This is a genomic window from Arthrobacter rhizosphaerae, assembly GCF_023062595.1.
Taxonomy (GTDB): Bacteria; Actinomycetota; Actinomycetes; order Actinomycetales; family Micrococcaceae; genus Arthrobacter; species Arthrobacter rhizosphaerae.
On the sequence record NZ_JALLAN010000014.1, the window covers coordinates 56,843 to 78,004 of the forward strand.

The following is a 21,162-nucleotide window of genomic DNA, read 5'->3' on the forward strand; positions in this document are numbered from 1 at the left end:
CACAGAGAAATCCCGGGCCCTTGCTCCAGATACCCCCTAGGGGTATATTGGTCGTGTTGTCAGTGAAGTGGTATGTCCAGGCCGGACCACCGGCCGTCACAGCCGTTCAACCCCAGCGCCATAACTTCTTCTAGGAATGGACCTGACATGCGCGGAACAGAAGACGCAAAAAGACTGCAGGATTCGACGACCCCCGGAACCACCAAGGCCCCTGCGGATGGCCATCACCACCACGACCAGAGCGGCCATCACCACCACGACCACGGCCCCCAAGCCGCCCAAGGGCATCAGGCTCATGACGCCCACGCCCACGAGGCACACAGCCAGGACGACGATCACGTGGTGCACAGCCACGGCCAGCACGCCGGGCACAGCACTGCGATGTTCAAAAACAGGTTCTGGCTGACCCTGGCACTGTCATTGCCGGTGGTCTACTTCAGCCCCATGGTCGGGCATCTGCTCGGCTACATGGCGCCGGTCTTTCCCGGATCGAGCTGGATCCCGCCGGTACTGGGAACTGTCATTTTTCTTTACGGCGGCCAACCCTTCCTTAAGGGCGGACTGAAAGAACTGAAGTCCCGGCGCCCCGGAATGATGCTGCTGATCGGCATGGCCATCAGCGTCGCCTTTGTAGCATCGTGGGCCACGACCCTTGGCATCGGCGGATTCGACCTCGACTTCTGGTGGGAACTGGCCCTGCTCGTGGCCATCATGCTGCTGGGCCACTGGATCGAAATGCGTGCCCTCGGTTCCGCGCAAGGCGCCCTCGATGCCCTGGCCGCCCTCCTTCCCGACGAGGCCGAGCGGGTCACTGACTCAGGTACCGAAACAGTCAGCGTCTCCGACCTCAGGGCAGGCGACGTCGTCCTGGTCCGATCAGGAGCGCGGATGTCTGCCGACGGCACGGTTATTGATGGCCAAGCCGAGTTCGACGAATCCATGATCACAGGCGAGTCGAAAACTGTTTCCCGCACCCCCGGTGACCAGGTCATCGCCGGAACGGTTGCCACGGACAACGCGGTCAGGGTCCGGGTTACGGCAATCGGTGAGGACACTGCGCTCGCCGGCATCCAACGCCTGGTCGCGGAAGCACAGGCGTCGTCGTCGAGGGCGCAGGCCCTCGCGGACAGGGCGGCAGCGTTCCTCTTCTACTTCGCCACCGTCGCAGGCATCATCACGTTCATCGCCTGGACGCTGCTGGGAAGCATCCCCGACGCCGTCACCCGGACCGTCACGGTGCTGGTGATCGCCTGCCCGCACGCTCTTGGCCTTGCCATCCCGCTGGTTATCGCAATCTCCACGGAACAGGCGGCCAGGGCCGGGGTGCTGATCAAGAACCGGATGGCGCTGGAACGCATGAGGACGGTCGACGTCGTCCTGTTCGACAAGACGGGAACGCTCACCAAAGGCGAGCCGGAACTCAAGGACGCCGCAGGCGCAGATGGTGTCAGCCGGAATCAATTGCTGGCGCTGGCTGCCGCGGTGGAGTCTGACAGCGAACATCCGGTGGCCCGTGCAGTGGTTCGTGCCGCTCAACGGGAGTCACTGGACATCCCCCGAGCCACGGGCTTTACGTCGCTGACCGGGAGGGGTGTCCGCGCCACGGTTGATGGGCGCAGCGTTCAGGTGGGCGGCCCCGCCTTGCTCCGCGAACTGGGGATCACCGAGCCTGACGAACTGTCCCGGGCGACCCGGGTCTGGATGGACCGCGGCGCTGCCGTCCTGCACGTCGTCGACGACGGAAAGGTCCTTGGCGCCGTGAGTCTCGAGGACGCCGTACGCACCGAATCACGGCAAGCCGTGAAAGCGCTGCAGGACCGCGGCGTCAAGGTGGCCATGATCACCGGAGACGCGAAGCAGGTAGCGCAGGCTGTTGGATCCGAGCTGCGTATCGACGAGGTGTTCGCCGAAGTCCTACCGGCGGACAAGGACAAAAAAGTGGCTGAACTTCAGGCCCGCGGTCTGAAAGTTGCGATGGTGGGCGACGGCGTCAACGATGCTCCCGCTCTGGCACGGGCAGAGGTGGGTATTGCCATCGGCGCCGGCACCGACGTCGCGATGGAGTCGGCAGGAGTTGTCCTTGCCGGCAACGATCCCCGGGCAGTGCTCTCCATGGTGGATCTGTCCCGCGCGAGCTATGGGAAAATGTGGCAGAACCTCGTGTGGGCCACCGGCTACAACGTCCTGGCCGTCCCGCTGGCCGCCGGAGTGCTGGCATTCGCCGGGGTTTCGCTCTCCCCTGCTGCCGGCGCGGTCCTCATGTCAGCCTCGACGATCGTGGTGGCATTGAATGCGCAACTGCTGCGGCGGGTGAAACTGAGCCCCGCCCAGGTACGGTGAGCCGTCGCCGTCGTGTATCAGCAGTCAGAGAGCTGCCCGGAACGGTAGGTTTGAAGTCACTTGCATCTTTGGAAGGAGGAACGCCATGAGCCGCAACATGACCGGTAATGCCATGGCGTTCCTGCGCAAGATCGGCCTGTTCGCCGCGGTTCTCTCGATCATCGCCGGTATCTTCGGCATGCACGTCATAAGCCCGGCGCACTCGGCCCAGCATCAGACACCGGCTCACCAGCTCGCGGCCTCACAGCATGACGCATCAGCCCACGCTCACGCCGCGGTCCCGGATATGGCCGCCGCATGGTCAATGGAGCAGTGCTCGTGCTCGGGTGACTGCACCAGCATGGACGCGACCCCGGCGTCCTGCACGCTCTCAACGAACACAACCTCCCTGGCGGCACCGTTTCCGGGCAGCACCTGGGTGGGGGTCAACACCAATGCCCGGGGAGTGAACCTTGCGACTGCCCACTGGGCTTTCCATCCTTCGAGCCCTTCTCCGGGTGAGCTGTCCATCAGTCGGACATAAAAACGGCCATTGATCGAACTGATGACTTGGACCATCCCGATGGCGCCATGCGCCACACCTGAAACTCGAAGGATCTGACTGATGAACAAGAAGACGTTTTTGACCGTGTCCGCCACCGCCCTCGCTGCCACGCTTGCCCTCGCGGGATGTGCAGCTGATCCAGGATCCAGCGGGCACGGCATGCCCGGCATGGATCACAGCACCTCAGCCGGCTCTCCATCCGGCACTGCAACCGCGTCAGCCGTGCTCCACAACGCAGCCGACACCATGTTTGCCCAGATGATGATTCCGCACCACGCCCAAGCTGTGGAAATGAGCGACATGATCCTGGAAAAGCAGGATATCCCTGCTCCAGTGAGGGACCTGGCCACCAGGATCAAGGCAGCCCAGGGCCCGGAGATCGAAACGATGACCGGGTGGCTGAAGAGCTGGAATGAATCCGCGACAGCTCACTCCGGCCACGGCATGGAGGGCATGATGGGCGAATCGGACATGGCAAAGCTGGAAGCCGCTCAGGGTACGGAAGCTGCCAAGCTCTTCCTGAGCCAGATGATCACCCACCACGAAGGCGCAGTAACCATGGCAAAAGCTGAAACAGCAGACGGGGTGAACCCGGACGCCGTGAATCTCAGCAAGGTGATCGTAACCGCACAGGAAGCGGAGATCGTCGAAATGCGGAACCTGCTGGGCACTCTCTGACCAACTGCCGCAGCTTGCGCTGTTAGCCGCTGCCCGCCGTCGTTCGTTCCACGGACTCACCGGCGGGCAGCGGTGGCTGCAGCCCGGCAAGGGTGACTTTCACTAAGCGGGCGATGGCCGCCCGTGAGCTCAGGCCCGCAGCCGCTTCCAGGGCATGGAGGCAGTAGGCAGCAAGCTCGTCCGGGGCAACGTCACTCCGGAAGACCGCAGCCTTAGCCCCTTCCTGAATCAGCTCTGTTAGGAAGTCAATGAGATGCTGCCGCGCGTGACCTACATGCCGCCCCCGATGCAGCTGGGCAGCTTCTGCACCGCCATGGTGCGAATGGGCGATCAGCGCGTAGGTCTCCAGGACGGCCTCGAGCTGGCGGGCTGGGCCATCATTATGCTGCCGGACCTCGGCCAGTTGCTCCAGATGGCTGTGGATTTGACGTTCATGCCAGGCCGCCAGAATGGCATCCACGTCAGGGAAGTACTTATACAGAGTGGCTCGTCCGATGCCGGCAGACTGTGCAACCTGCGACATGTTCAGCGAGGACAGTCCGTGCTCCGCCACCAAGGTTGCGGCGGTGTCCAAAATCGCTTCTCTCACTGCCTGCCGGTGGGTTTCAACTGTCGCATTCCAGAGCTTCGGCATCTAAGGAGTATACAACTTGACGCCCTTGTATACATGCCGTCGGATAGGATACATACTGTCTTATAAAATTCGCCGGAGTCTATTGAGGAGTTGCGGCAATGGCTGAACCAACTGAGCCCGCCAAATCGCCCGAAGAGAAGCACCACTCCATTGCCCGTGGCCCTCAGCAGGGAAGGCCGCGTTGGGTCAAAGGCTTCATGTTCGCAGCTGCGGTCCTCGTTGCCATCTTCGTCATTGTGCATCTGGGTGGCGGCGGGATGGGAAGCCATACACCGTGACAGTGATGACCACGGGCCTGCGAAAACTCATGCTGACCGCCCACGTCGTCTTTTCAGTCGGCTGGCTCGGAGCCGTTGCCTCCTTCCTCGCCCTGTCCCTCGCGGGCCTGCTCAACAGTGACCCCCAACTCGTTCGGGCGGCTTATCTCGGGATGGACCTCCTGGGATGGTCCGTCATTCTTCCGCTGAGCCTGGCGTCTCTGATCACCGGCACTGTTCAGGCACTTGGCACGGTATGGGGCCTCTTCCGCCACTACTGGGTGCTCATCAAACTGGTGATCACGGCCCTGGCAACTGCCTTCTTGCTCCTCCACTTGCAGGCCGTCACCGAGATGGCCCGAATAGCTTCGGCGTCTGAGCTTTCCCCGGGCGAAATGATGGGGATGCGAACGCAACTCCTGGTCGACGCCGGGGCTGCGCTGCTCGTGCTGCTGGTTGCCACAGTTCTTTCGGTCTACAAGCCCCGAGGACTCACCCGCTACGGACGGGCGCGCGCGACAGACGGGGCCTCACGCCCATAAAACCTGGAATCCTCGCTGCTAAGCGAGCAGAGTCAGAAGGTCATATTCGGGCTAAACCCCGGCCGCCTGAACGGCCACCGGCTTCTTGAGGAACAGCGCAACCATCAGCGCTGCGGCAAGGCAGAGACTTGCGTTGACCCAGATGGCCAGAGTGACGCCGCTGAGAACGGCCGGCGCGTCGGTTGACCCTAGTGACACGAGCCGCGCAGTAAAGATGGCGCTCATGATCGGGATGCCCATGGTGATGCCGATCTGCTGGCTCATGGTCGCCAGTCCGGTGGCCAGCCCCTGCTGCCCCTCCGGCAGCCCGGACGTAGCTGTGACCATGAAACCAACGATGACAACCAGGTTGGCAACACCGCCCACAAAGGTAGCGACCAAGAGCAGTGCAATGGCCGCAGCGTCGTTGCTCAGCATGACCAAGGATGCTGTCGCGATGGCCTGGACGAGGAAGCCATAGACGACAGCCTGCTTATTTCCTACCCTGGCGATGACCTTCGGTCCGAGGATGCCACCCAGGACGGTGCCCAGCCCCAGCACGGCGAAGGCGAGTCCGGCACCAAGGGGCGTGTAACCAAGAACCTGCTGGAGGTACAGGGTCAGCAGGAACACCAGGGACGTCTCAGTGACGAAAGCCAGAACTCCGGCGATGTTGCCCCAAGCGACGGTGGACCGCTTGAGGATTGTCAGGGGAACCAGTGGAAATTCGGCCCGCCGCTCGACGGCCGTGAAGGCAAGGAACAGTACTGCTGCTGCGGCCAACGAACCGAGCGTTAGCGGATCTGTCCAGGACTTCTCCGCAGCATTCGACATACCGAAGACCAAGGCAAGAAAGCCGAGGGTCACGGTGATTGCGCCGGGGACGTCCAATCTTGTCTTGGTGTTTGGCCTGCTCTCAGCGAGTACGACGGGCGCAATGGCCAGCACGGCTACTGCCACCGGAATATTGATGAAGAACGCCAAGCGCCAGCTGAAGACATCGGTGAGGAGCCCGCCTAGGATGGCACCCGTAGTGAAACCAGCGGCCATGAGCGCCCCGTTGAGTCCCAGCGCCTTGTCACGCAGTGGGCCCTCCGGAAATGCCCCCAACAGCAGTGACAGCGCCGCCGGGACAACCATGGCCGTAGCCACGCCCTGGCCTGCACGGGCAATGAGCAGAATGGTGGGTTCAACCGCCAGACCTCCCATCAGAGATGCGGCGCCCAGCAGCGCCATGCCGATGAGGAACATCTTGCGCCGGCCTGCCAGGTCGGCGACTCTGCCGAACAGCAGGGTCAGTCCCGCGGCACAAAGGGAAAATGCCGTGGCGATCCATTGCAGGTTCTCCAGGCTGAAGCCGACGTCGGCACCGATGGTGGGCAGGGCGACGTTGAGGATGGAGAAGTCGACGGCGAGCGTAAAGCTTGCGGTCAGGAGCACGATCAGGGCGAGCCGCTGTTTGCCGCTCATGCCAGGAGCCGCTGAGGCCTTTGGAAGAGCTGGCCTCGGTAGTGTGTCTGGATCGATGGTCTCGGATGGAGTGGTCATGTGAACGGTCCTTGTCGGCTTTATCTGGCCGCCAGGGCGGCGGGCTCAATCCTCAGCTTCGAGGAATGCGGCAACATCAACCACACCCCGCTGTGGGTACCCCTGCCAGTGACAGGACAACCACTGCGATTACCGGCAGACTGGGGCTCATGAGTAATCTGAGCGAACTTGGGGAGTTCCTTCGCGTCCGTAGAGCAGCCCTCCAGCCGGAAGACGTCGGTCTTTTGAACTACGGGATCCGCCGGGTGCCCGGTTTACGAAGGGAAGAGCTGGCCATGCTGGCCGGAGTCAGCAACACCTACTACACCCGGCTGGAGCAGGGGCTGAGCACCAATGCCTCCGAATCCGTCATCGGTTCCATTGCCCAAGCGCTGGGCCTGAACACCGATGAGCGCGCACACTTGTTCAACCTCGCCCGGCCAGGCAAAACAAAACGCCGCACGTTGACCAAACCCGACAAGGCCAGGCCTGGAACCCTGCGCCTGGTGCGCTCGATGTTTACCACTCCGGCGATTGTGTTGGGCCGCCGCAGCGAAGTGCTGGCATGGAACCCGCTTGGCCACCGTTTGGTGGCCGGGCATCTGGATCTGGCCGCACCGGATTCGCCGTCGACCCGTCCGAACATGACCCGGATGCTGTTCCTGGATCCGCACACGCGGGAGCTCTACTCGCACTGGCAGAAGGAGGCAACCCGCGCCGTCGCTTCGCTTCGCCTTCTGGCCGGTATGTCTTCGGATGATCCTGAGCTGGCAACCCTTGTGGGAGAACTGACCATGAAGAGCCCGGAGTTCGCCACGATGTGGGCTAAACATCCGGTGGAGAACTGCATGTCAGGATTGAAGCACATGCATAATCCTGAAGTGGGTGACCTTGAGCTGAACTTTGAAGTCCTGACTCAGAATGACGAGTCAGGCCACAGGATTCTGATGTTCACCGCTGACCCCGGCACACCGGCAGCGGAAGCTCTGCAGTTGCTGCGCGCGGATACAGATGAGCCCAAAGCAGCCAAGACAATAGGCACCGGGCAGACTGTAAGTGCCTGAAAAATCGGTCGGCTCCCTGCATCACGTCGAACTTTGGGTCCCCAACCTTCAGCGGGCCAGCGAGGAATGGGGTTGGCTGCTGTCCCGTCTTGGCTATCTACCTTTTCAGGAGTGGTCGTATGGGCGGAGCTGGCAGCTGGGCCCCACGTACATCGTGTTGGAGGAATCACCCCACATCACCAGCCGGGTCCATGAGCGCACCCGGCCCGGGCTGAACCATTTGGCCTTCAACGCGGGAAGCGAAACTCACGTCGATCTTCTGGCCAGGGAATGTAGAGGACATGGCTGGATGCCCTTGTTCGAGGAAAAGTACCCGAACGCGGGGGGATCCGGACACTACGCCGCCTACCTCGCCAACAGCGACGGATTCGAAGCAGAGCTCGTCGCGGGCTAAACCGGAAGCGTGACCGTGAAGCGCGTGTTCCCCGGCTGGCTGGTGACCCTGATGGTTCCGCCGTTGGCGTGCACCAGTGCCTGCACAATGGCGAGCCCAAGCCCTGTGCTGCCGGTGGAGGAACGGGCTGTGTCCGCCCGGCTGAAGCGCGTGAAGATGCTCCCAAGGAAGGCGTCATCAATCCCCGGCCCGTCGTCGGAAACGGTAACAGTTGCAACAGAGCCCTCCTTCCGGACGGTTGTCCGGATGGTCGTCCCCGGCGGAGTGTGTTTGTGCGCGTTCGCGATCAGGTTGATCAGCACCTGCCGGACTTCAGACTCGACGGCGGTGATTTGCACAGGCTCCTCCGGCAGGTCCAAAGTCCAGACGTGATCCGGCGCGGCCAACTGGACATCACGAGTCACCTCAACAGCCAGTTCCGTCAGGTCCACCTCCGTCGGATCCCCGCGCTGGCCCTCATCAAGGCGGGCAAGCAGCAGGAGATCCTCCACGAGGGAGGACATCCGCTGGGATTCACTGGCCACTCGCTTCAAGGCTGACTTGTCGGCGTCCTGAAGCCTGTCACCCATCAGGACCAGTTCCGTATACCCTCTGATGGACGTCAAAGGAGTGCGCAGTTCATGACTCGCGTCGGCAACAAAACTCCGCACCCGCGTTTCACTGTCCTGCCTGGCCGTAAGCGCCCGGGTGACGTGGTCAATCATTTCGTTGAGCGCGATTCCCACCGTCCCCACTTCCGTGCCGGGCTGGGCAGCTGTGGGCGGGACTCGGACGTTCACGGCGACTTCACCGGACGCCAAAGGAAGCTCTGTCACCGAGGTGGCAACGGCAGAAAGTTCCTCCAGCGGCCGCAGCGATCTCCGGATGATGAGGGTGCCGGCCAGGCCTGTCAGGAGGACCCCGAACAGAGAAACGGCCGCGATGGTCCCATCCAGGGACGCGAGCGTCCTGTCCCGGTCCGCCGTCGAGAGCCCTGTGACAAGGACGTCCCTTGTGCCCGGGACGACGGCGGAAACCACCCGGTACCGGCCGCTGGATAGGACAGTTTCCACCGGAGCAGAACCAGGCGTCAGCCTGGACACAACCTCCAAATCAGAGGCCGTCAGCGGTTTGGTGCTGCCATCATCCTGCACGACGGCGGAAACCCTCGCGGCACCGTCGTCGAACAAAGCGTTCAAGGTACCTGGGCGTTGCCCGCGGGCTTCTGACGGATCCGGGACGGAGGGCCGCCGCGGCCCTCCGCCGGGTGGACGCACCACACGCTCGGCAGCCGCGGCGAGGCCACCATCCAGTTCACTTGTCAGGTAGGCGTTCATGGCCACATGGCTCACCACACCGATCGCGGCGCAGATCAACGTCAGCAGAACAAGGGTGGCCACCACCAGCTTGGTGCGAAGATGCCACGCTCTGCGCCCCTCCCCCGGCCCGGCGCGCCGAGCCACAGGTCGGGCCCCCGACTCAGAATGCGCCCCCGCTTCCGTCATTGGGCGGCCGGTTTGATGACGTACCCGGCACCGCGGACTGTGTGGATCATCGGGGGTTTCCCGGCGTCAATCTTCTTCCGCAAATACGAGATGTAGAGCTCCACGATGTTGGCCTGCCCTCCGAAATCGTAGTTCCACACCTGGTCCAGGATCTGGCTCTTGCTCACAACCCTGCGCGGGTTCTCCATCAGGAAGCGCAGCAATTCCCACTGGGTTGCAGTCAGGGTTATCTCATCGCCTCCCCTGGTCACCTCCCGCGTCTCCAGGTTCAACACCAGGTCACCGACAACCAGCTCGGCCGAATCCGAGGCGGCCACCCCGGACCGTTGAACGAGGCGGTGCAGCCGCAGCATCAGTTCCTCCATGCTGAACGGCTTGGTGACGTAGTCATCGCCGCCAGCGGCCAACCCGGAAATTCTGTCCTCAACCGCGTCCTTGGCCGTGAGGAACAGCGCTGGGATCTGGGGAGCGAAGACCCGGATCTTGCGCAGCGCCTCAATTCCGTCGGCTCCGGGCATCATGACGTCGAGGACCAGCACATCAGGACGGAAATCCCGGGCAATCTTTACAGCGGAGAGCCCGTCATTGGCGATGGCAACGCTCCAGCCAGCCATCCGCAGGCCCATCTCCACCAGTTCGGCGAGGCTCTTTTCGTCGTCTACAACGAGTGCCCGGATGGGGCTTCCGTCGGGATGCGCCAGACGCGGCAGGTCGGAGAGCGAATGACTCGGACCTTCAGACATGGGTTCCCTTCCTTCATCCCTTGGATTTCCTCCTTCACTGTAAGCGCTGGGCCCACAATGTGTTTGGCGGGTTGCGCTCCTTTCGAAGGCACCCGGGGGTAGCGTTTCACTATGAGTGCCGAGCAGCCTGACGACGTCTACACCCACGGCCACCACGAATCTGTTGTGCGCGCCCATGCGTCCCGGACTGCAGAGAACTCGGCAGCCTTTGTCATCCCCCATCTCACCGCGGGCTCGTCGGTACTGGACGTGGGCTGCGGCCCGGGAAGCATCACGTGCGATTTCGCCAGCCTGGTTGCCCCTGGCAGAGTGACCGGGCTGGACAGGTCCCCTGACATCATCGCCCAGGCCAGGTCCCTCGCCGCAGAACGCGGCGTGGAGAACGTCGAGTTCGTCGCCGGGAACATCTACGACCTTGACTTCGAAGACGGAACGTTCGACGTCGTTCACGCCCACCAGGTCCTCCAGCACCTGACCGACCCCGTGGAAGCGCTGCGTGAGATGAGGCGGGTGGCCAAACCCGGCGGGATCGTGGCCGTGCGTGACGCCGATTTCCACGGCATGAGCTGGTACCCCACCATCCCCGAACTGGATGAGTGGATGGAGCTGTATCAAAAGATCGCCCGCCGGAATGGGGCGGAACCGGACGCCGGGCGCAGGCTGGTTTCCTGGGCCCAGGCCGCAGGCTTCACCGACGTCGCGCCCAGCAGCAGCAACTGGTTGTACGCCACTGGTCAGCAGCGGCGCTGGCAGGCACGGGTTTGGAGTGAGCGGGTGCTGCACTCGGCCTTCGCGGAGCAGGCATTGGAGTACGGCTTCGCCCAGGAAGCGGACCTGGCCCGCCTCTCCGCCGGCTGGCACCGCTGGGGTTCCACTGACGACGGCTGGTTCCTGATCCCCAATGGTGAGGTCATCGCCCGGGCGTGACCCGGGGGTGATGGCGGCGGCTGACGAGGTCCGGCGCGAAACCGCCGTCGAACTTTTTTCAAAAAGTGTCCCGGAGCATGTAGAGAACCAAGCTGCGGCTCCGACTTATCCATGAAGGCATCACCAAGAGGTGCCGCTAACCAAGGAGCCAGAGATGAAATACATGATCATGATGTTCGGTTCAGGCGAAAGCATGATGGAAACGGCGGATCCGGCATGGATCCAGGAAATGATCGGGTTCATGATCCAGATCGACAAGGACCTCACGGACTCCGGGGAACTGGTGTTCAATGCCGGGCTGGCTGACGGCAGCACCGCGAAACTCGTCAAGCAGACGCACGACGGCGTGATCACCACGGACGGTCCTTACGCCGAGTCCAAGGAATCACTCATCGGCTACTGGGTGGTTGATGTGGCCAGCGAGAAACGTGCCATCGAGATCTGCTCCAGCATCGTCAAGTACGCCGGAACCGTGGAGTTGAGGGCCGTCCAGGACGGACCGCCGGATGTCTAGCCGGCAGTAGGGGCGGGAACCACTAAGGCCTCATGAAACCGGGAAGCCGCCCGCTGGAGGACCTGCTGCGTACCCTCGCGCCGCAGGTTCTTGGCGTGCTTGCCCGCCGCCATGGTCAGTTTGATGCCTGCGAGGACGCGGTACAGGAGGCGCTGCTCGAGGCCTCTCTCAGCTGGCCCCGGGACGGCATTCCGGATAATCCCCACGGGTGGCTGATGACTGTCGCCGGGCGGCGTCTGGTGGATCAATGGCGCAGCGAGAGCGCCCGCCGTCGCCGGGAAGAAACCTTCGCCCTGGAGTCAACTGCATTGCAGAGTGGCGGAACTGTGTCCATGCCCGGGGAGCCTGTCGGGGAGCACCGGGAGTACGACGGCGGGGTGTCACCTGACGCCGATGACACGCTAACGCTGCTGTACCTATGCTGCCACCCGGCTCTTTCGCCGCCCTCCCAGCTCGCCCTGACCCTTCGTGCCGTGGGCGGCCTGACCACTGCTGAAATCGCCAGCGCCTTCCTGGTTCCCGAGGCCACCATGGCGCAGCGGATCAGCCGGGCGAAGGGCAGCATCACCCGTGCCGGTGCCCGGTTCGAGCCGCCGGCGCCTGACGAGGTGATGGCGAGGACCGCCGTCGTTCAGCAGGTCCTTTACCTGATCTTCAATGAAGGGTATGCCGCGAGCTCAGGGCGTTCCCTGCAGCGCTCGGACCTGACCGGCGAGGCCATCCGGCTTGCCCGTCTGTTGCTGGACGTCATCCCGGCAACGTCACTGGCGAGGGGCGAGACAACCGGACTGCTGGCACTCATGCTGCTGACGGATGCCCGGAGGTCAGCCCGCACGCTGCCCGACGGCGGCCTGGTGCCGCTCGCTGAACAAGACCGCGCTCTTTGGGACACCGCCCAGATCCGGGAAGGTGTTGGGCTGCTGACCAGCACGTTGGGCAAAGCCCCGGTGGGTCCCTACCAGCTGCAGGCGGCCATCGCGGCCATCCACGACGAAGCTGCCACGGCGGGCGACACGGACTGGCCGCAGATCCTGGCGCTCTACGATGTGCTGGAGCGGATCGCTCCAAGCCCTGTGGTCACGCTCAACCGTGCCGTAGCGGTGGCCATGGTGAAGGGACCCCTCGCGGGTTTGGCCGTGCTGGGAACTGTCGAGGCAGATCCACAGCTCACACGCAGCCACCGCCTTGATGCGGTGCGGGCGCACCTTCTCGAACTGTCAGGGGACACGACGGCGGCGCGCGAGGCTTATCTCCGCGCTGCGAGCTCGACGGCGAGCCTCCCCGAGCGCCGTTACCTTGCCGCACGGGCGGCCCGGCTGAGCTAGACGTTGGATGGGGAGCTGGTGGTCGAAGGCCTTCACAGTCCTCGCTCAGCCCAATCAGGGCGCTTCCACAATCCGCTGCTGCATGCTGGGTAGGCAGGCAAGGAAGGGAGTGCTGAGATGGGAAGGATCGTCTGGGCAACAGCCGGCGTGCTGCTCGCCCTGAGTATCGGAACGGGACTGACCATGCCAACGGCCTTTCCTGCAACCGCCAGCACCGGCCTACACCAGGTCGGCGGCGCACAGGCCAGCTCGCTCGTCAATCAGACAGGTTGTGACGACGACGGCGGCCCTGATACGGAAAGTGAACTGACCGAAGGCAGCCAGGACAACCACTCCTCGGGGACTTGAGCCAGCGCCTCGACTCAGGGACCGAACGTGGACAGCGGAGCGTAACGGACGGCGTCGGGCTGTCAAATGACAGTGGCCGACGGAGGCTCGGTGCTAACATGGAGCTGCGCTTGGGGGTCGTCTGAACCGCCTTCGCTGTCGGTTCAGCCTAGCCCACCCGAGAGTTCCCCATCATGATGTCCGCCAATTCGTCCAAGGGCACCGGAGGTCAGGTGGAGCACCAAGTAGAGGAGAGTCAGCCCTCCCGCTCCGGCACAGGGAAGATCCCCGTCGAGGCTCCTCCCCGCGCCTACTGGGCCATCCTTCAGGGTCTGGTGGGCTCTCTCATGATGTTCGTCGGATCCATCGGCACAGGATGGATCGCGAACGGTTCCCCGATGATCCGCCACCCGCTGGTGATTGCCCTGCGCACCGAAGGCTGGGGGGTCACCACTGCAACCCTGCTGCTCACCCTTGGCGCCATGATGCTGATGCGCTCCTGGCTGCGCCTCGGACAGCGGTTGGGCAATTGGGGCCCGGGATCGCTGAGATCGGTAGCGTGGGCTATCGCCGTCTGGTCAGCGCCCATGCTTTTTGCCGTGCCCATCTATTCCCGCGATGTGTACGCCTACACCGGGCAAGGGCGGCTGGTCCAGGAAAACCTCAACCCCTACAACACCGGCATCTCAGCCCTCAGTAACTGGTTTGCCCTCGGCGCTGACCCGGCGTGGGCCGAGGCAAGGACACCCTACGGCCCCTACTTCCTCTGGCTTGAAGGCCTGGTAGTGCAGATCACGGGGGCGCAGCCTGACTTCTCTGTCTTCCTGTTCCGCCTGATCGCCGTTGCTGGCGTGGTCTTGTGCATGGTCTACATCCCCAAGCTCGCCCAGCTTCACGGCATCAACGGCGGCAGGGCCTTGTGGATAGCCGTAGCCAATCCGCTCTTCCTGATCAGTTTCGTGGCCAGTGCCCACAACGACGCCCTCATGGTGGGGCTGGCCGTAGCAGGCACCTACTTCGCAGCCACGAACCGCGGTCTTTTGGGAGTCCTGCTGGTTACTGCCTCCATTGGCATCAAACCCATTTCCATCGTTCTCCTGCCCTTTATCGGCCTGCTGTGGGCCGGCCAGGCCGCGGGCTGGGGACGGAAGTTCTGGTACTGGTTCCTGACAGCCGCCATCAGTTTCGGCGCCCTGGCAGTGAGTGGCCTCCCGTTCGGCCTGGGCATGGGCTGGGTTTCGGCCATTACGGATCCGACGCCGGGTTACACCGGCTATTCGCCGTCCGGCTTCCTTGGCCAGCAGGTTGAGGGTCTGGCCAATGCGTTGGGGCTCGACGGCGGAATGCTCGCATCCGGGCTGCGATCACTGCTCAAGTGGGCCGGGGTGGGCCTGGTGATCCTGTTGATGTTCAAGGGAGACCACTCCCGGCTCATCCGAAGGATGGCTCTGGGCTTCGCCGCCATCGTGGTGCTTTCGCCGATCATCCAGCCCTGGTACGTCCTGTGGTTCATCCCCCTGCTGGCAGTAACTGGCATTCGGGATGACTGGCAGATGTGGACCGTATACGTGGTCATCACATTCTTTGTGGTGTTCGGAGCCCAGGACCAGCTGTCAGTGTGGGGTTTTGTCGAGCTGGACTACCAGGCCTCAACCCTTGCCTTCTTCGTGGCGCTGGCGTTCGTCCTGTACCTGCTTTTCTTAGACAAAAAAACGCGCAAGCTCCTGGTAACACCGGCTGCCAAGGCGGCGCTGCTGTCCCGCCAGCGCCGCCCGGAGGACGTTCCAAGCTAGTCCCGCAGACGTCCCGGACCGGTTTGCGTTCCGGAGGGGAAGCGGATTCCAGAGCCTGCCGCACCGTCCTTCGGTGAGCTCTGTGCCGGCCTGGGCACGGACCGAGAGGCCCTCGACCCTGGCATCCCACCGACCACCGGCTTGTAGCAGCTACACCTTCCTTGCTTTACGCTTAGGCTTCCGAGTTACAGCTCGGGAGCGTAAGCTCTTTAACCGCGCGTTCCGCCATGGAGAGTAGAGCGATGACTGCTGCCATCAGGCTCACGACCGAAGTCGCGAGCCTGCCACCCATTGCGGGGTTACACTTCTGGCTCGCTGGTCCTGATCCAGTAGCGCCACGCGGCGCCGTTTTCGCTTTCGCGGCCCACCTCAAGGATGCCGCCCTGGCGCTCGATCGTCTTGGCAGAGGCGCGGTTGCCGGCCTCGCAGACGACCATCACCCGGTCCATGCCGAGCAGCCGCGCCTCGTCTACTACTTAACCTAGTGCCCAGGTAGCCAGCCCCTGTCCGCGGGAGGAGGGCCGGATGCCGTAGCCGATATGTCCGGCCCGTGGCGCTAGTTCGTGGTTCTGGTGCCGCAGCGCGATTCCGCCCAGGACTCGGTCACCCTCAACGATCCACCAACAAGTACCATCTGACTCGTTGGCAAGCCTCGCCACCCAGGTCTGGAACCCGGCTGGCGAGTCGACTTCATCGGTTGCCAACAATCCGAACCCATCCTCGTGGAGTCCGGCACCCCACTCTGCATGGCACTGGAGCCATGATGCGTGCAGGCGTTCGGTGGGTGCGATCAACTCAGGCATGCCGCAACGATATATCGCTCAACCAAAAGCTCCCGTTCGGCTCGGTGTAGACCTTTCGTGTCAGACCCCTCCCCCACAATGGACACTGCTCCTTGGACTTGTACTTACGATAATGGGCTTCATTAACTTGGCTAGCGCTTTCACCGCAGATCGTCTCGCGTTCGTCGGTGCATTCATTTTCCTCATGGCTGGCGTCTGGTGCCTCTCGATGAGTCTTTTTGCCTTGATGGGTCATCCCCATTCAACCGCTGGCAGGGCTGCTTTTGTGGCGATAGGGTGGCTCGGTGCGGCCTACCCCCTGGGTGGTGGCCTTACATATCTGGGCGGCGGAGCATATATCGCCGCGGCGCCGATCGCAATGGCAGGAATAGCCCTGGCTCTCTTCTCAATCAGGAAGAGAACTGGGACGCCTTTGATTGGACGCCAGCCGCGCAGGGCAGGTGTCCCCATGGCGCCTGATGCGGAGGTGCCGGAGAATCATGGGGGCGCCTCCGGTGGGCACCATGATGAGTCCGCTACCGCTAGTGATTGGGGAATTTTTTTGAAACTCTTGATGCGTAAGACAGCTACTGCAGGCGCTGTGCTGGCTTTGGGTGCCGGTGCATTCCTGACGGGGGCGCCGGCGGCCAGTGCCTCGGGCTCGGGGACGGCGTGTCCATCAGGACGGGTGTGCTTCTATTTCAATTCGGATTTCCAGGGTGCACGGGCAGACTACGCCTATAGTGACGCCGGCATGGGGAATGAGTTGTTCACCGACGGCCCGGCTGGGCGGAACGGATGGGGTGTCCAGGTGAACAACAACGCCGCCTCGGTGATCAATAACACCGGCCACCCCGTTGTCTTGCACAGGGCCGCCAACTGCGACTACACGAGCATTGTGGAAGCCGTGCCAAACGGCGGGCGCGCCAACTTGTCTGTCTGGAACGCCCAAAACGATGTCTCTTCAATCCTGATCGGAAATGGGTCGGACTGCATCTCGCGGGACCAGTCCTGGGCTTAGCCCTGCAGTAAGCGGGCGGGTTGTGGCCCTGCCGCGCTCTTGAGGGGCAAGGCCACTCCCGTTGGTCCACCCAGTATGGGGTATTCGCTTGGAGGCAAGGGCTCCCTGAAGGAAACGCAGCTCAGCTTCTCAGCCAAAGGCAACCGCTTCATCGTGAGGTGGGGTGGGAAGGAAGCCGGAGGAAAAACCCTGCACAGAGGGACACTAACCCCATGGAAGGCATAGCGGCCTGGCTATGAACTACACCTCGTGTCGCTACCGAGTGAGCGCGGGGGCGACTGTGCCACTTCCTTGGATCTGGGACGTCTCGTGGAGTGGGATTCTGGCAGCGATTCCGCCCTGGACCTGGGATCGGTCGTATCAGCCATCTTCCACAATGTCGTTAACTCTTCCCTCTCCCACAATTCGTCCGTCGTACCAGATTTGGAAAGGAACACCCCTGGAGGCATAGAGCCTCGACAGATCTGACCAGAAGGTGAGCTTTCCTTCCGCCATCAAGGCCGGTCGAACGTTCTCGCCGACCAGGTCAAGAAAGGCACCGAGCTGAACTGAGTCTTCCTCAGCGTCAGTGAGGGGAGGGAAAATCATGATCAAGGAGCGTGTTGGGCTGGTCATTTCCGCCGTCAGACCGTTGTTGTCTGTCGGGTAGAAGCGGAATTGCGCGGAAACGGTATGTGGGCTCATTGGCCTGTCTGTCCTATCCACACTGGAAACGGATGCCAACTCGGACGGGACTCCCCGGCGCCAGTTAGGATCGCACGTTGTCTACGTTCACGTAGTAGACGCGCAGCCGCAGATCTGCCGTGCTCTTGAAGGTGTACTGCTCATGGTCGCGGAGGAGCTCCTCCGCTGTACCAGGATCAACAAATTCCGGTTCCTGCGACCAGTGACCGGCCGAAATCTGGATCCGCCCCTCTCGTAGGAGCTCGATCAACGCAGTGCTGATGTCCTCGACGGAAGCGCCTTCACTGAGAACCTCCGGGTCTGTTGCTGCTTCCGGCAACGGAATATCATCCTCAAGCCCGAGATCCAGAAGAGCCTGCCGAAGATTCGTCGGATCCATCATGGGACTAGGGGAACGCGCACGCCGGCAACTGGTGACATGGCCAAAGCCTATTACCCGCGCTCCCGTCTGTTCCACATCCTTGGTACCGGGACATCCCAGGTGGGACGCCCCGGAGTGGACTGCTCCCGAGTTGCACCCGGGTGAAGCCTAGGCTTTTTCGGTTTCCGGAGAACCCAGGACAGCACCGCAACCGAACACGATGGTATAGCCGTCGGGATCGCGAACGTAGACGTTCTTGAAGGTCATTCCATCGTTGTGGGTTTGCTCAATGGGGCCAAGCGCTATCTCGGCACCATGGTCGTGAAGTTCTTGGACAAAAGTCTCGAACTCCTCGAAGTTGATTAAGGCGAACGTGTCCCAGCCATGATCGGGTCCCTGCCAATCGGTTGGATAGGTGTCCCGCTTGGCGGCAGTCGGATTCGGTCGTACCTGCGACGGGTCCTGTGCCTGTTGGAGGATGAGCTGCAATCCCCCGCGCAGCGCGTGTCCCCAGCCATCGACCTCGCAACCGAGGATATCGCGGTAGAAAGCCTTCGACTGTTCCAGGTTGGTGACCAGTCGTACCTGGCGAGCCTCATCAATCGTCGTCCTCGGCATGCTTGTGTCCTTTCATGGAAGCCAGTGCCCTAATGCAACCATTCTTTGCACGGGTGGGCAATCGTTTTCCCTAAAAGATTGCTGGTCAGCTGCGATAAGTACGCAGCAGGGCTCGGTGCCGTTCTGGCCGTTCCAGTGGACAGGATCAAGTAGCAACAAAATCATTCGGCAGCGGATCGCCAACTCTCGCTTCGAACGTGCGTCCCACATCCTTGGACATGGGACACTCTCTGCGGATACCTCTCCCAGGATCGTGACGGATCAATCGGCAGCGATATTTGTCTCAGGTTCGGCCCATTCAAGTGCCGCGACCAGATGTCCTTCGTCGGGAAGGGCTTTTTGTTCAGCCGGGGAAAATTGTCGTAGGTGTACGCCGCCACCGCTATGGGCCAAGTGGATCGCCCCAGGCTGTACCTGACGCTGCGGTCGTTCTTGGTGCCGCAGATCAGGATGCCGATGGTTTCGTTGTGGTGCTCGCGTCGGAGCATGTCATCTACAAGCGCGACATAGAAGTTGAGTTTTCCGGCCCATTCGGGCTGAAACTTTCCAGTCTTGAGCTCTACAACGACGTACCGGGACTGGTCAATGTTGAAAAAAAGCATGTCGACATAAAAGTCGTCGCCGTCGACGTCGAAGTGCACCTGCCGGCCGACGAAGGAGAAGCCCGGACCGAGTTCACGCAGCGTTTCGGTGATTCTGCTAGTCAGGGCGTTCTCCAGGTCGCACTCAGCCACTTCGCCGGACAGGCCCAGGAACTCAAAGTTGTAGGGGTCTTTGGCGACTTGCTATGCAAAATCCGAGTCTGGTCCAACAAGCCGTTGGACAAAGTTCGACGGTGCCGCCCCGGTGCGCTCCAGCGTTTTGTTCATGATCATGTTCAGCAGAACATTTCGGGACCAGCCATTCGACGGCGGCAGTTGCGTACCATGCTCGATCATCAGGGCGGTCGAGCTTATCCAGCCTCACCGCCTCTGAACGTGTGATTGTCCCCTTTTGAGCTCGCCGGCCCGGCGGTGTTGCTTAACTCCGCTGCGAGTTTCCGGGATTCCAGGTTGGTCACCTGCAGCAACGTCCTCTCCCACCGGGCAACACATCGGCTCCAACCACCCAGATACCGCACCATCGAACCTCTGCCCTCCGTGCAAGGAACCACCCACGTCCAACGAAACAGCCGTAAACGCAAAACCCGCCCCGACACCGCCGGCCGTGCATTTGTCTAGCGAAATGCGCTCCAAAACATTCATGCTTCCTGAGCCGCCGTTCGACTAATTGCTTCGTGCAGTACCGAAATGAAACCTCGATCGCCTGCGGCGGTGCGCGGCTCAAAGCACCGCTCCCTCCAGGTGCGTCTCAATACCGAAGATCCTTCTGGTCGAAGAACTTCCTGCGCTACTCAGTGGGTGTGATGCCGATCGTTCGCAAGAAGTGAACCGTAGGAGAGGAGCTGCGGCGAAACCAGACTCAGAGGACAGTCGACAAGGTCCACGAGGCACTCAAGCATCTGGAAGCTGCACACCACTTCGGCAAGATCGTAATAACAATGCCACATTCCCCGCCGTTGGAGTGACTCTTCCCGGGGACCGAGTTCTGGTCCAGGGAGTATCGGACATGCTGATGGGCGCTGCCGGAGCTGTTGGCGGGCGTTTCTCCGGCCTGGTCATGAGTTGGATCGGCTATCAGGGACTTAACCTCGTCGCCGTGTCCATTGCCTCCTTGGTGGTGGCCGTAATGTTGGCTTCGAAAATCCGCAGCTGAGGATACCCGCCCTAGGACTCGCATCGCACTTATCGATGCGCCTTATCCCGCTATTCGACCTGTTGCTTTTGGTCGACAGCTGTCAATCTGTCGATGCTCACGTCCGCGGCGGGGCAAGACTTCAGCGCAGACTCCGCAAGTTCCTGACTGAAGCTGTGCGTCAGCCAGGGCGTGGAAGCTCAGGCATTTTAGATTCTTCAGGTGATTGCAGGATATGGTGAGCCAATGATTATCAGTGCAAACCATGGTGGCCTTGTCTAGACCGGCCTGAGCCGTTGAAGGTCGATGTCGCAGATCCTGTGATTAGACATCCCTGGACTCGTTCAGGTCGGAGCGCTCCTTAATGCTCTCTTTACATGGAAAAATCACGGTACTTCGCCGCGCGCCCACTGATAAGGAACAATCATGACTATCGATTCACTCAGCTCCTCCTATCTCAACGAATGCCGAAATGCGTTGAAAGAGGAACAGACACGAAGCCTTGCTGCCACCAACCACTGGGAAGACGTGGATCGACCCCTAGTCCACGCGGACTGGGATGCGCTATATAAGCAGATAGGCCCGCTCGTTGAGAGCGCAGACCCCACCAGCAAGCAGATACAAACCCTCATCGCCGCGCACTATGACATCGCCTGCAGATTCTACGTTCCAACTGCGCGCGCCTACGTGGGCATGGCACTCAACTATCGCGAGGACGCCGACATGGCATCCTTCCACAATGCCTACCACCCGAACATGGTGCCATTCCTCGCCGATGCGATGTGCTCCTACGCGCACAACAACTTGAGCTAACCCAATCGGTCTAGGCTCAATACCATGAAGACGGTATGAGCCTGGACCCATATATAAGGCCGGTCAGCGACAACCTG

General features: G+C 61.9%; 25 protein-coding genes. 16 read left to right on the top strand and 9 right to left on the bottom strand.

From position 1 onward, the window contains the following. Positions 1-147 precede the first annotated feature (147 nt). The 3 genes from MU551_RS17490 (at position 148) to MU551_RS17500 (ending at position 3,562) form a co-directional block, all read left to right on the top strand. Positions 148-2,340, top strand: a complete 2,193-nt coding sequence (locus MU551_RS17490) for a copper-translocating P-type ATPase (RefSeq protein ID WP_247046603.1) — start codon at positions 148-150, stop codon at positions 2,338-2,340. Positions 2,341-2,425: 85 nt separating this feature from the next. Beyond that, complete coding sequence (locus MU551_RS17495) at positions 2,426-2,863, top strand: DUF6153 family protein (protein ID WP_247046604.1); 438 nt, start codon at positions 2,426-2,428, stop codon at positions 2,861-2,863. A gap of 81 nt (positions 2,864-2,944) precedes the next feature. Then, positions 2,945-3,562 (top strand): DUF305 domain-containing protein, encoded by a 618-nt coding sequence (locus MU551_RS17500; protein ID WP_247046605.1) that lies wholly within the window; start codon positions 2,945-2,947, stop codon positions 3,560-3,562. Between the two features lie 22 nt (positions 3,563-3,584). Here MU551_RS17500 and MU551_RS17505 read toward each other — a convergent pair whose 3' ends face one another. After that, on the bottom strand, positions 3,585-4,196 hold the full coding sequence (locus tag MU551_RS17505) for a TetR/AcrR family transcriptional regulator (RefSeq protein ID WP_247046606.1): 612 nt from the start codon (positions 4,194-4,196) through the stop codon (positions 3,585-3,587). A gap of 98 nt (positions 4,197-4,294) precedes the next feature. Here MU551_RS17505 and MU551_RS17510 point away from each other — a divergent pair, with 98 nt between their 5' ends. Both MU551_RS17510 and MU551_RS17515 read left to right on the top strand, forming a co-directional pair. Continuing rightward, entirely contained in the window at positions 4,295-4,474 is a 180-nt protein-coding gene (locus tag MU551_RS17510; RefSeq protein ID WP_247046607.1) for a hypothetical protein, read from the top strand. Further along, positions 4,471-4,995, top strand: a complete 525-nt coding sequence (locus tag MU551_RS17515; RefSeq protein WP_247046608.1) for a DUF2269 domain-containing protein — start codon at positions 4,471-4,473, stop codon at positions 4,993-4,995. Before MU551_RS17510 ends, MU551_RS17515 begins: the two co-directional genes overlap by 4 nt. Positions 4,996-5,046: 51 nt before the next feature. Here MU551_RS17515 and MU551_RS17520 read toward each other — a convergent pair whose 3' ends face one another. Further along, positions 5,047-6,444 carry an MFS transporter gene (locus MU551_RS17520; protein WP_372489888.1) on the bottom strand — a complete coding sequence of 466 codons (1,398 nt, stop codon included), beginning with the start codon at positions 6,442-6,444 and terminating at the stop codon, positions 5,047-5,049. A 227-nt stretch (positions 6,445-6,671) separates the two neighbouring features. Here MU551_RS17520 and MU551_RS17525 point away from each other — a divergent pair, with 227 nt between their 5' ends. Next, positions 6,672-7,565 carry a helix-turn-helix transcriptional regulator gene (locus MU551_RS17525; protein ID WP_247046610.1) on the top strand — a complete coding sequence of 298 codons (894 nt, stop codon included), beginning with the start codon at positions 6,672-6,674 and terminating at the stop codon, positions 7,563-7,565. Then, positions 7,558-7,959, top strand: coding sequence for a VOC family protein (locus MU551_RS17530; protein WP_247046611.1), 402 nt, complete (start codon positions 7,558-7,560; stop codon positions 7,957-7,959). Before MU551_RS17525 ends, MU551_RS17530 begins: the two co-directional genes overlap by 8 nt. Here the strand turns inward: MU551_RS17530 and MU551_RS17535 are convergent. Beyond that, positions 7,956-9,338 (bottom strand): sensor histidine kinase, encoded by a 1,383-nt coding sequence (locus MU551_RS17535; protein ID WP_247046612.1) that lies wholly within the window; start codon positions 9,336-9,338, stop codon positions 7,956-7,958. The two genes, MU551_RS17530 and MU551_RS17535, sit on opposite strands and share 4 nt — an antisense overlap. A gap of 101 nt (positions 9,339-9,439) precedes the next feature. Beyond that, positions 9,440-10,186: a response regulator transcription factor gene (locus tag MU551_RS17540; RefSeq protein ID WP_247046613.1), complete on the bottom strand. Its 747-nt coding sequence runs from the start codon at positions 10,184-10,186 to the stop codon at positions 9,440-9,442. 111 nt (positions 10,187-10,297) lie between these two features. Between MU551_RS17540 and MU551_RS17545 the strand changes: the two genes are divergently transcribed. The 6 genes from MU551_RS17545 to MU551_RS17570 all read left to right on the top strand — a co-directional run bounded on the left by MU551_RS17545 (position 10,298) and on the right by MU551_RS17570 (position 15,557). Then, a complete protein-coding gene (locus tag MU551_RS17545; protein ID WP_247046614.1) occupies positions 10,298-11,113 on the top strand; it encodes a methyltransferase domain-containing protein in 816 nt (271 codons plus the stop codon). Between the two features lie 154 nt (positions 11,114-11,267). Then, positions 11,268-11,627 (top strand): YciI family protein, encoded by a 360-nt coding sequence (locus tag MU551_RS17550; protein WP_247046615.1) that lies wholly within the window; start codon positions 11,268-11,270, stop codon positions 11,625-11,627. Between the two features lie 32 nt (positions 11,628-11,659). After that, positions 11,660-12,952, top strand: a complete 1,293-nt coding sequence (locus MU551_RS17555; protein ID WP_247046616.1) for an RNA polymerase sigma factor — start codon at positions 11,660-11,662, stop codon at positions 12,950-12,952. 117 nt (positions 12,953-13,069) lie between these two features. Further along, positions 13,070-13,300, top strand: a complete 231-nt coding sequence (locus MU551_RS17560) for a hypothetical protein (protein WP_247046617.1) — start codon at positions 13,070-13,072, stop codon at positions 13,298-13,300. Between the two features lie 173 nt (positions 13,301-13,473). Next, positions 13,474-15,072, top strand: coding sequence for a polyprenol phosphomannose-dependent alpha 1,6 mannosyltransferase MptB (mptB, locus tag MU551_RS17565; RefSeq protein WP_247046618.1), 1,599 nt, complete (start codon positions 13,474-13,476; stop codon positions 15,070-15,072). A gap of 242 nt (positions 15,073-15,314) precedes the next feature. Continuing rightward, the gene (locus MU551_RS17570; protein WP_247046619.1) at positions 15,315-15,557 is read left to right on the top strand and encodes a hypothetical protein; all 243 of its coding nucleotides are present in this window, start codon (positions 15,315-15,317) and stop codon (positions 15,555-15,557) included. Here the strand turns inward: MU551_RS17570 and MU551_RS17575 are convergent. Continuing rightward, positions 15,549-15,875, bottom strand: coding sequence for a GNAT family N-acetyltransferase (locus tag MU551_RS17575; protein ID WP_247046620.1), 327 nt, complete (start codon positions 15,873-15,875; stop codon positions 15,549-15,551). The genes MU551_RS17570 and MU551_RS17575 overlap by 9 nt on opposite strands. 553 nt (positions 15,876-16,428) lie before the next feature. Here MU551_RS17575 and MU551_RS17580 point away from each other — a divergent pair. Further along, complete coding sequence (locus MU551_RS17580) at positions 16,429-16,875, top strand: peptidase inhibitor family I36 protein (RefSeq protein WP_247046621.1); 447 nt, start codon at positions 16,429-16,431, stop codon at positions 16,873-16,875. Between the two features lie 360 nt (positions 16,876-17,235). On the opposite strand, the gene MU551_RS17585 is transcribed toward MU551_RS17580, so the two are convergent. The 4 genes from MU551_RS17585 to MU551_RS17600 all read right to left on the bottom strand — a co-directional run bounded on the left by MU551_RS17585 (position 17,236) and on the right by MU551_RS17600 (position 19,272). Then, positions 17,236-17,559 carry a hypothetical protein gene (locus tag MU551_RS17585; protein ID WP_247046622.1) on the bottom strand — a complete coding sequence of 108 codons (324 nt, stop codon included), beginning with the start codon at positions 17,557-17,559 and terminating at the stop codon, positions 17,236-17,238. Positions 17,560-17,623: 64 nt separating this feature from the next. Next, entirely contained in the window at positions 17,624-17,941 is a 318-nt protein-coding gene (locus tag MU551_RS17590; RefSeq protein WP_247046623.1) for a hypothetical protein, read from the bottom strand. 147 nt (positions 17,942-18,088) lie between these two features. Next, positions 18,089-18,538, bottom strand: a complete 450-nt coding sequence (locus MU551_RS17595) for a VOC family protein (protein ID WP_247046624.1) — start codon at positions 18,536-18,538, stop codon at positions 18,089-18,091. A gap of 161 nt (positions 18,539-18,699) precedes the next feature. Then, positions 18,700-19,272 (bottom strand): PDDEXK nuclease domain-containing protein, encoded by a 573-nt coding sequence (locus tag MU551_RS17600; protein ID WP_372489886.1) that lies wholly within the window; start codon positions 19,270-19,272, stop codon positions 18,700-18,702. Between the two features lie 874 nt (positions 19,273-20,146). Here MU551_RS17600 and MU551_RS17605 point away from each other — a divergent pair. Together MU551_RS17605 and MU551_RS17610 are read left to right on the top strand one after the other, a co-directional pair. Further along, positions 20,147-20,293 carry a hypothetical protein gene (locus tag MU551_RS17605; RefSeq protein WP_247046625.1) on the top strand — a complete coding sequence of 49 codons (147 nt, stop codon included), beginning with the start codon at positions 20,147-20,149 and terminating at the stop codon, positions 20,291-20,293. 405 nt (positions 20,294-20,698) lie between these two features. Beyond that, entirely contained in the window at positions 20,699-21,085 is a 387-nt protein-coding gene (locus MU551_RS17610; RefSeq protein WP_247046626.1) for a TipAS antibiotic-recognition domain-containing protein, read from the top strand. The last annotated feature ends 77 nt before the right edge of the window (positions 21,086-21,162 follow it).

Coding starts and splice junctions, on each gene's coding strand:
- MU551_RS17500 (WP_247046605.1), top strand. CDS start 2,945: ATGAACAAGAAGACGTTTTTGACCGTGTCCGCCACCGCCCTCGCTGCC.
- MU551_RS17520 (WP_372489888.1), bottom strand. CDS start 6,444: ATGAGCGGCAAACAGCGGCTCGCCCTGATCGTGCTCCTGACCGCAAGC.
- MU551_RS17590 (WP_247046623.1), bottom strand. CDS start 17,941: ATGATGGATCCGACGAATCTTCGGCAGGCTCTTCTGGATCTCGGGCTT.
- MU551_RS17555 (WP_247046616.1), top strand. CDS start 11,660: ATGAAACCGGGAAGCCGCCCGCTGGAGGACCTGCTGCGTACCCTCGCG.
- MU551_RS17510 (WP_247046607.1), top strand. CDS start 4,295: ATGGCTGAACCAACTGAGCCCGCCAAATCGCCCGAAGAGAAGCACCAC.
- MU551_RS17585 (WP_247046622.1), bottom strand. CDS start 17,559: ATGAGCCCACATACCGTTTCCGCGCAATTCCGCTTCTACCCGACAGAC.
- MU551_RS17545 (WP_247046614.1), top strand. CDS start 10,298: ATGAGTGCCGAGCAGCCTGACGACGTCTACACCCACGGCCACCACGAA.
- MU551_RS17605 (WP_247046625.1), top strand. CDS start 20,147: ATGCTGATGGGCGCTGCCGGAGCTGTTGGCGGGCGTTTCTCCGGCCTG.
- MU551_RS17580 (WP_247046621.1), top strand. CDS start 16,429: ATGCGTAAGACAGCTACTGCAGGCGCTGTGCTGGCTTTGGGTGCCGGT.
- MU551_RS17495 (WP_247046604.1), top strand. CDS start 2,426: ATGAGCCGCAACATGACCGGTAATGCCATGGCGTTCCTGCGCAAGATC.
- MU551_RS17575 (WP_247046620.1), bottom strand. CDS start 15,875: ATGCCTGAGTTGATCGCACCCACCGAACGCCTGCACGCATCATGGCTC.
- MU551_RS17490 (WP_247046603.1), top strand. CDS start 148: ATGCGCGGAACAGAAGACGCAAAAAGACTGCAGGATTCGACGACCCCC.
- MU551_RS17610 (WP_247046626.1), top strand. CDS start 20,699: ATGACTATCGATTCACTCAGCTCCTCCTATCTCAACGAATGCCGAAAT.
- MU551_RS17560 (WP_247046617.1), top strand. CDS start 13,070: ATGGGAAGGATCGTCTGGGCAACAGCCGGCGTGCTGCTCGCCCTGAGT.
- MU551_RS17550 (WP_247046615.1), top strand. CDS start 11,268: ATGAAATACATGATCATGATGTTCGGTTCAGGCGAAAGCATGATGGAA.
- MU551_RS17540 (WP_247046613.1), bottom strand. CDS start 10,186: ATGTCTGAAGGTCCGAGTCATTCGCTCTCCGACCTGCCGCGTCTGGCG.
- MU551_RS17525 (WP_247046610.1), top strand. CDS start 6,672: ATGAGTAATCTGAGCGAACTTGGGGAGTTCCTTCGCGTCCGTAGAGCA.
- MU551_RS17570 (WP_247046619.1), top strand. CDS start 15,315: ATGACTGCTGCCATCAGGCTCACGACCGAAGTCGCGAGCCTGCCACCC.
- mptB (WP_247046618.1), top strand. CDS start 13,474: ATGATGTCCGCCAATTCGTCCAAGGGCACCGGAGGTCAGGTGGAGCAC.
- MU551_RS17505 (WP_247046606.1), bottom strand. CDS start 4,196: ATGCCGAAGCTCTGGAATGCGACAGTTGAAACCCACCGGCAGGCAGTG.
- MU551_RS17595 (WP_247046624.1), bottom strand. CDS start 18,538: ATGCCGAGGACGACGATTGATGAGGCTCGCCAGGTACGACTGGTCACC.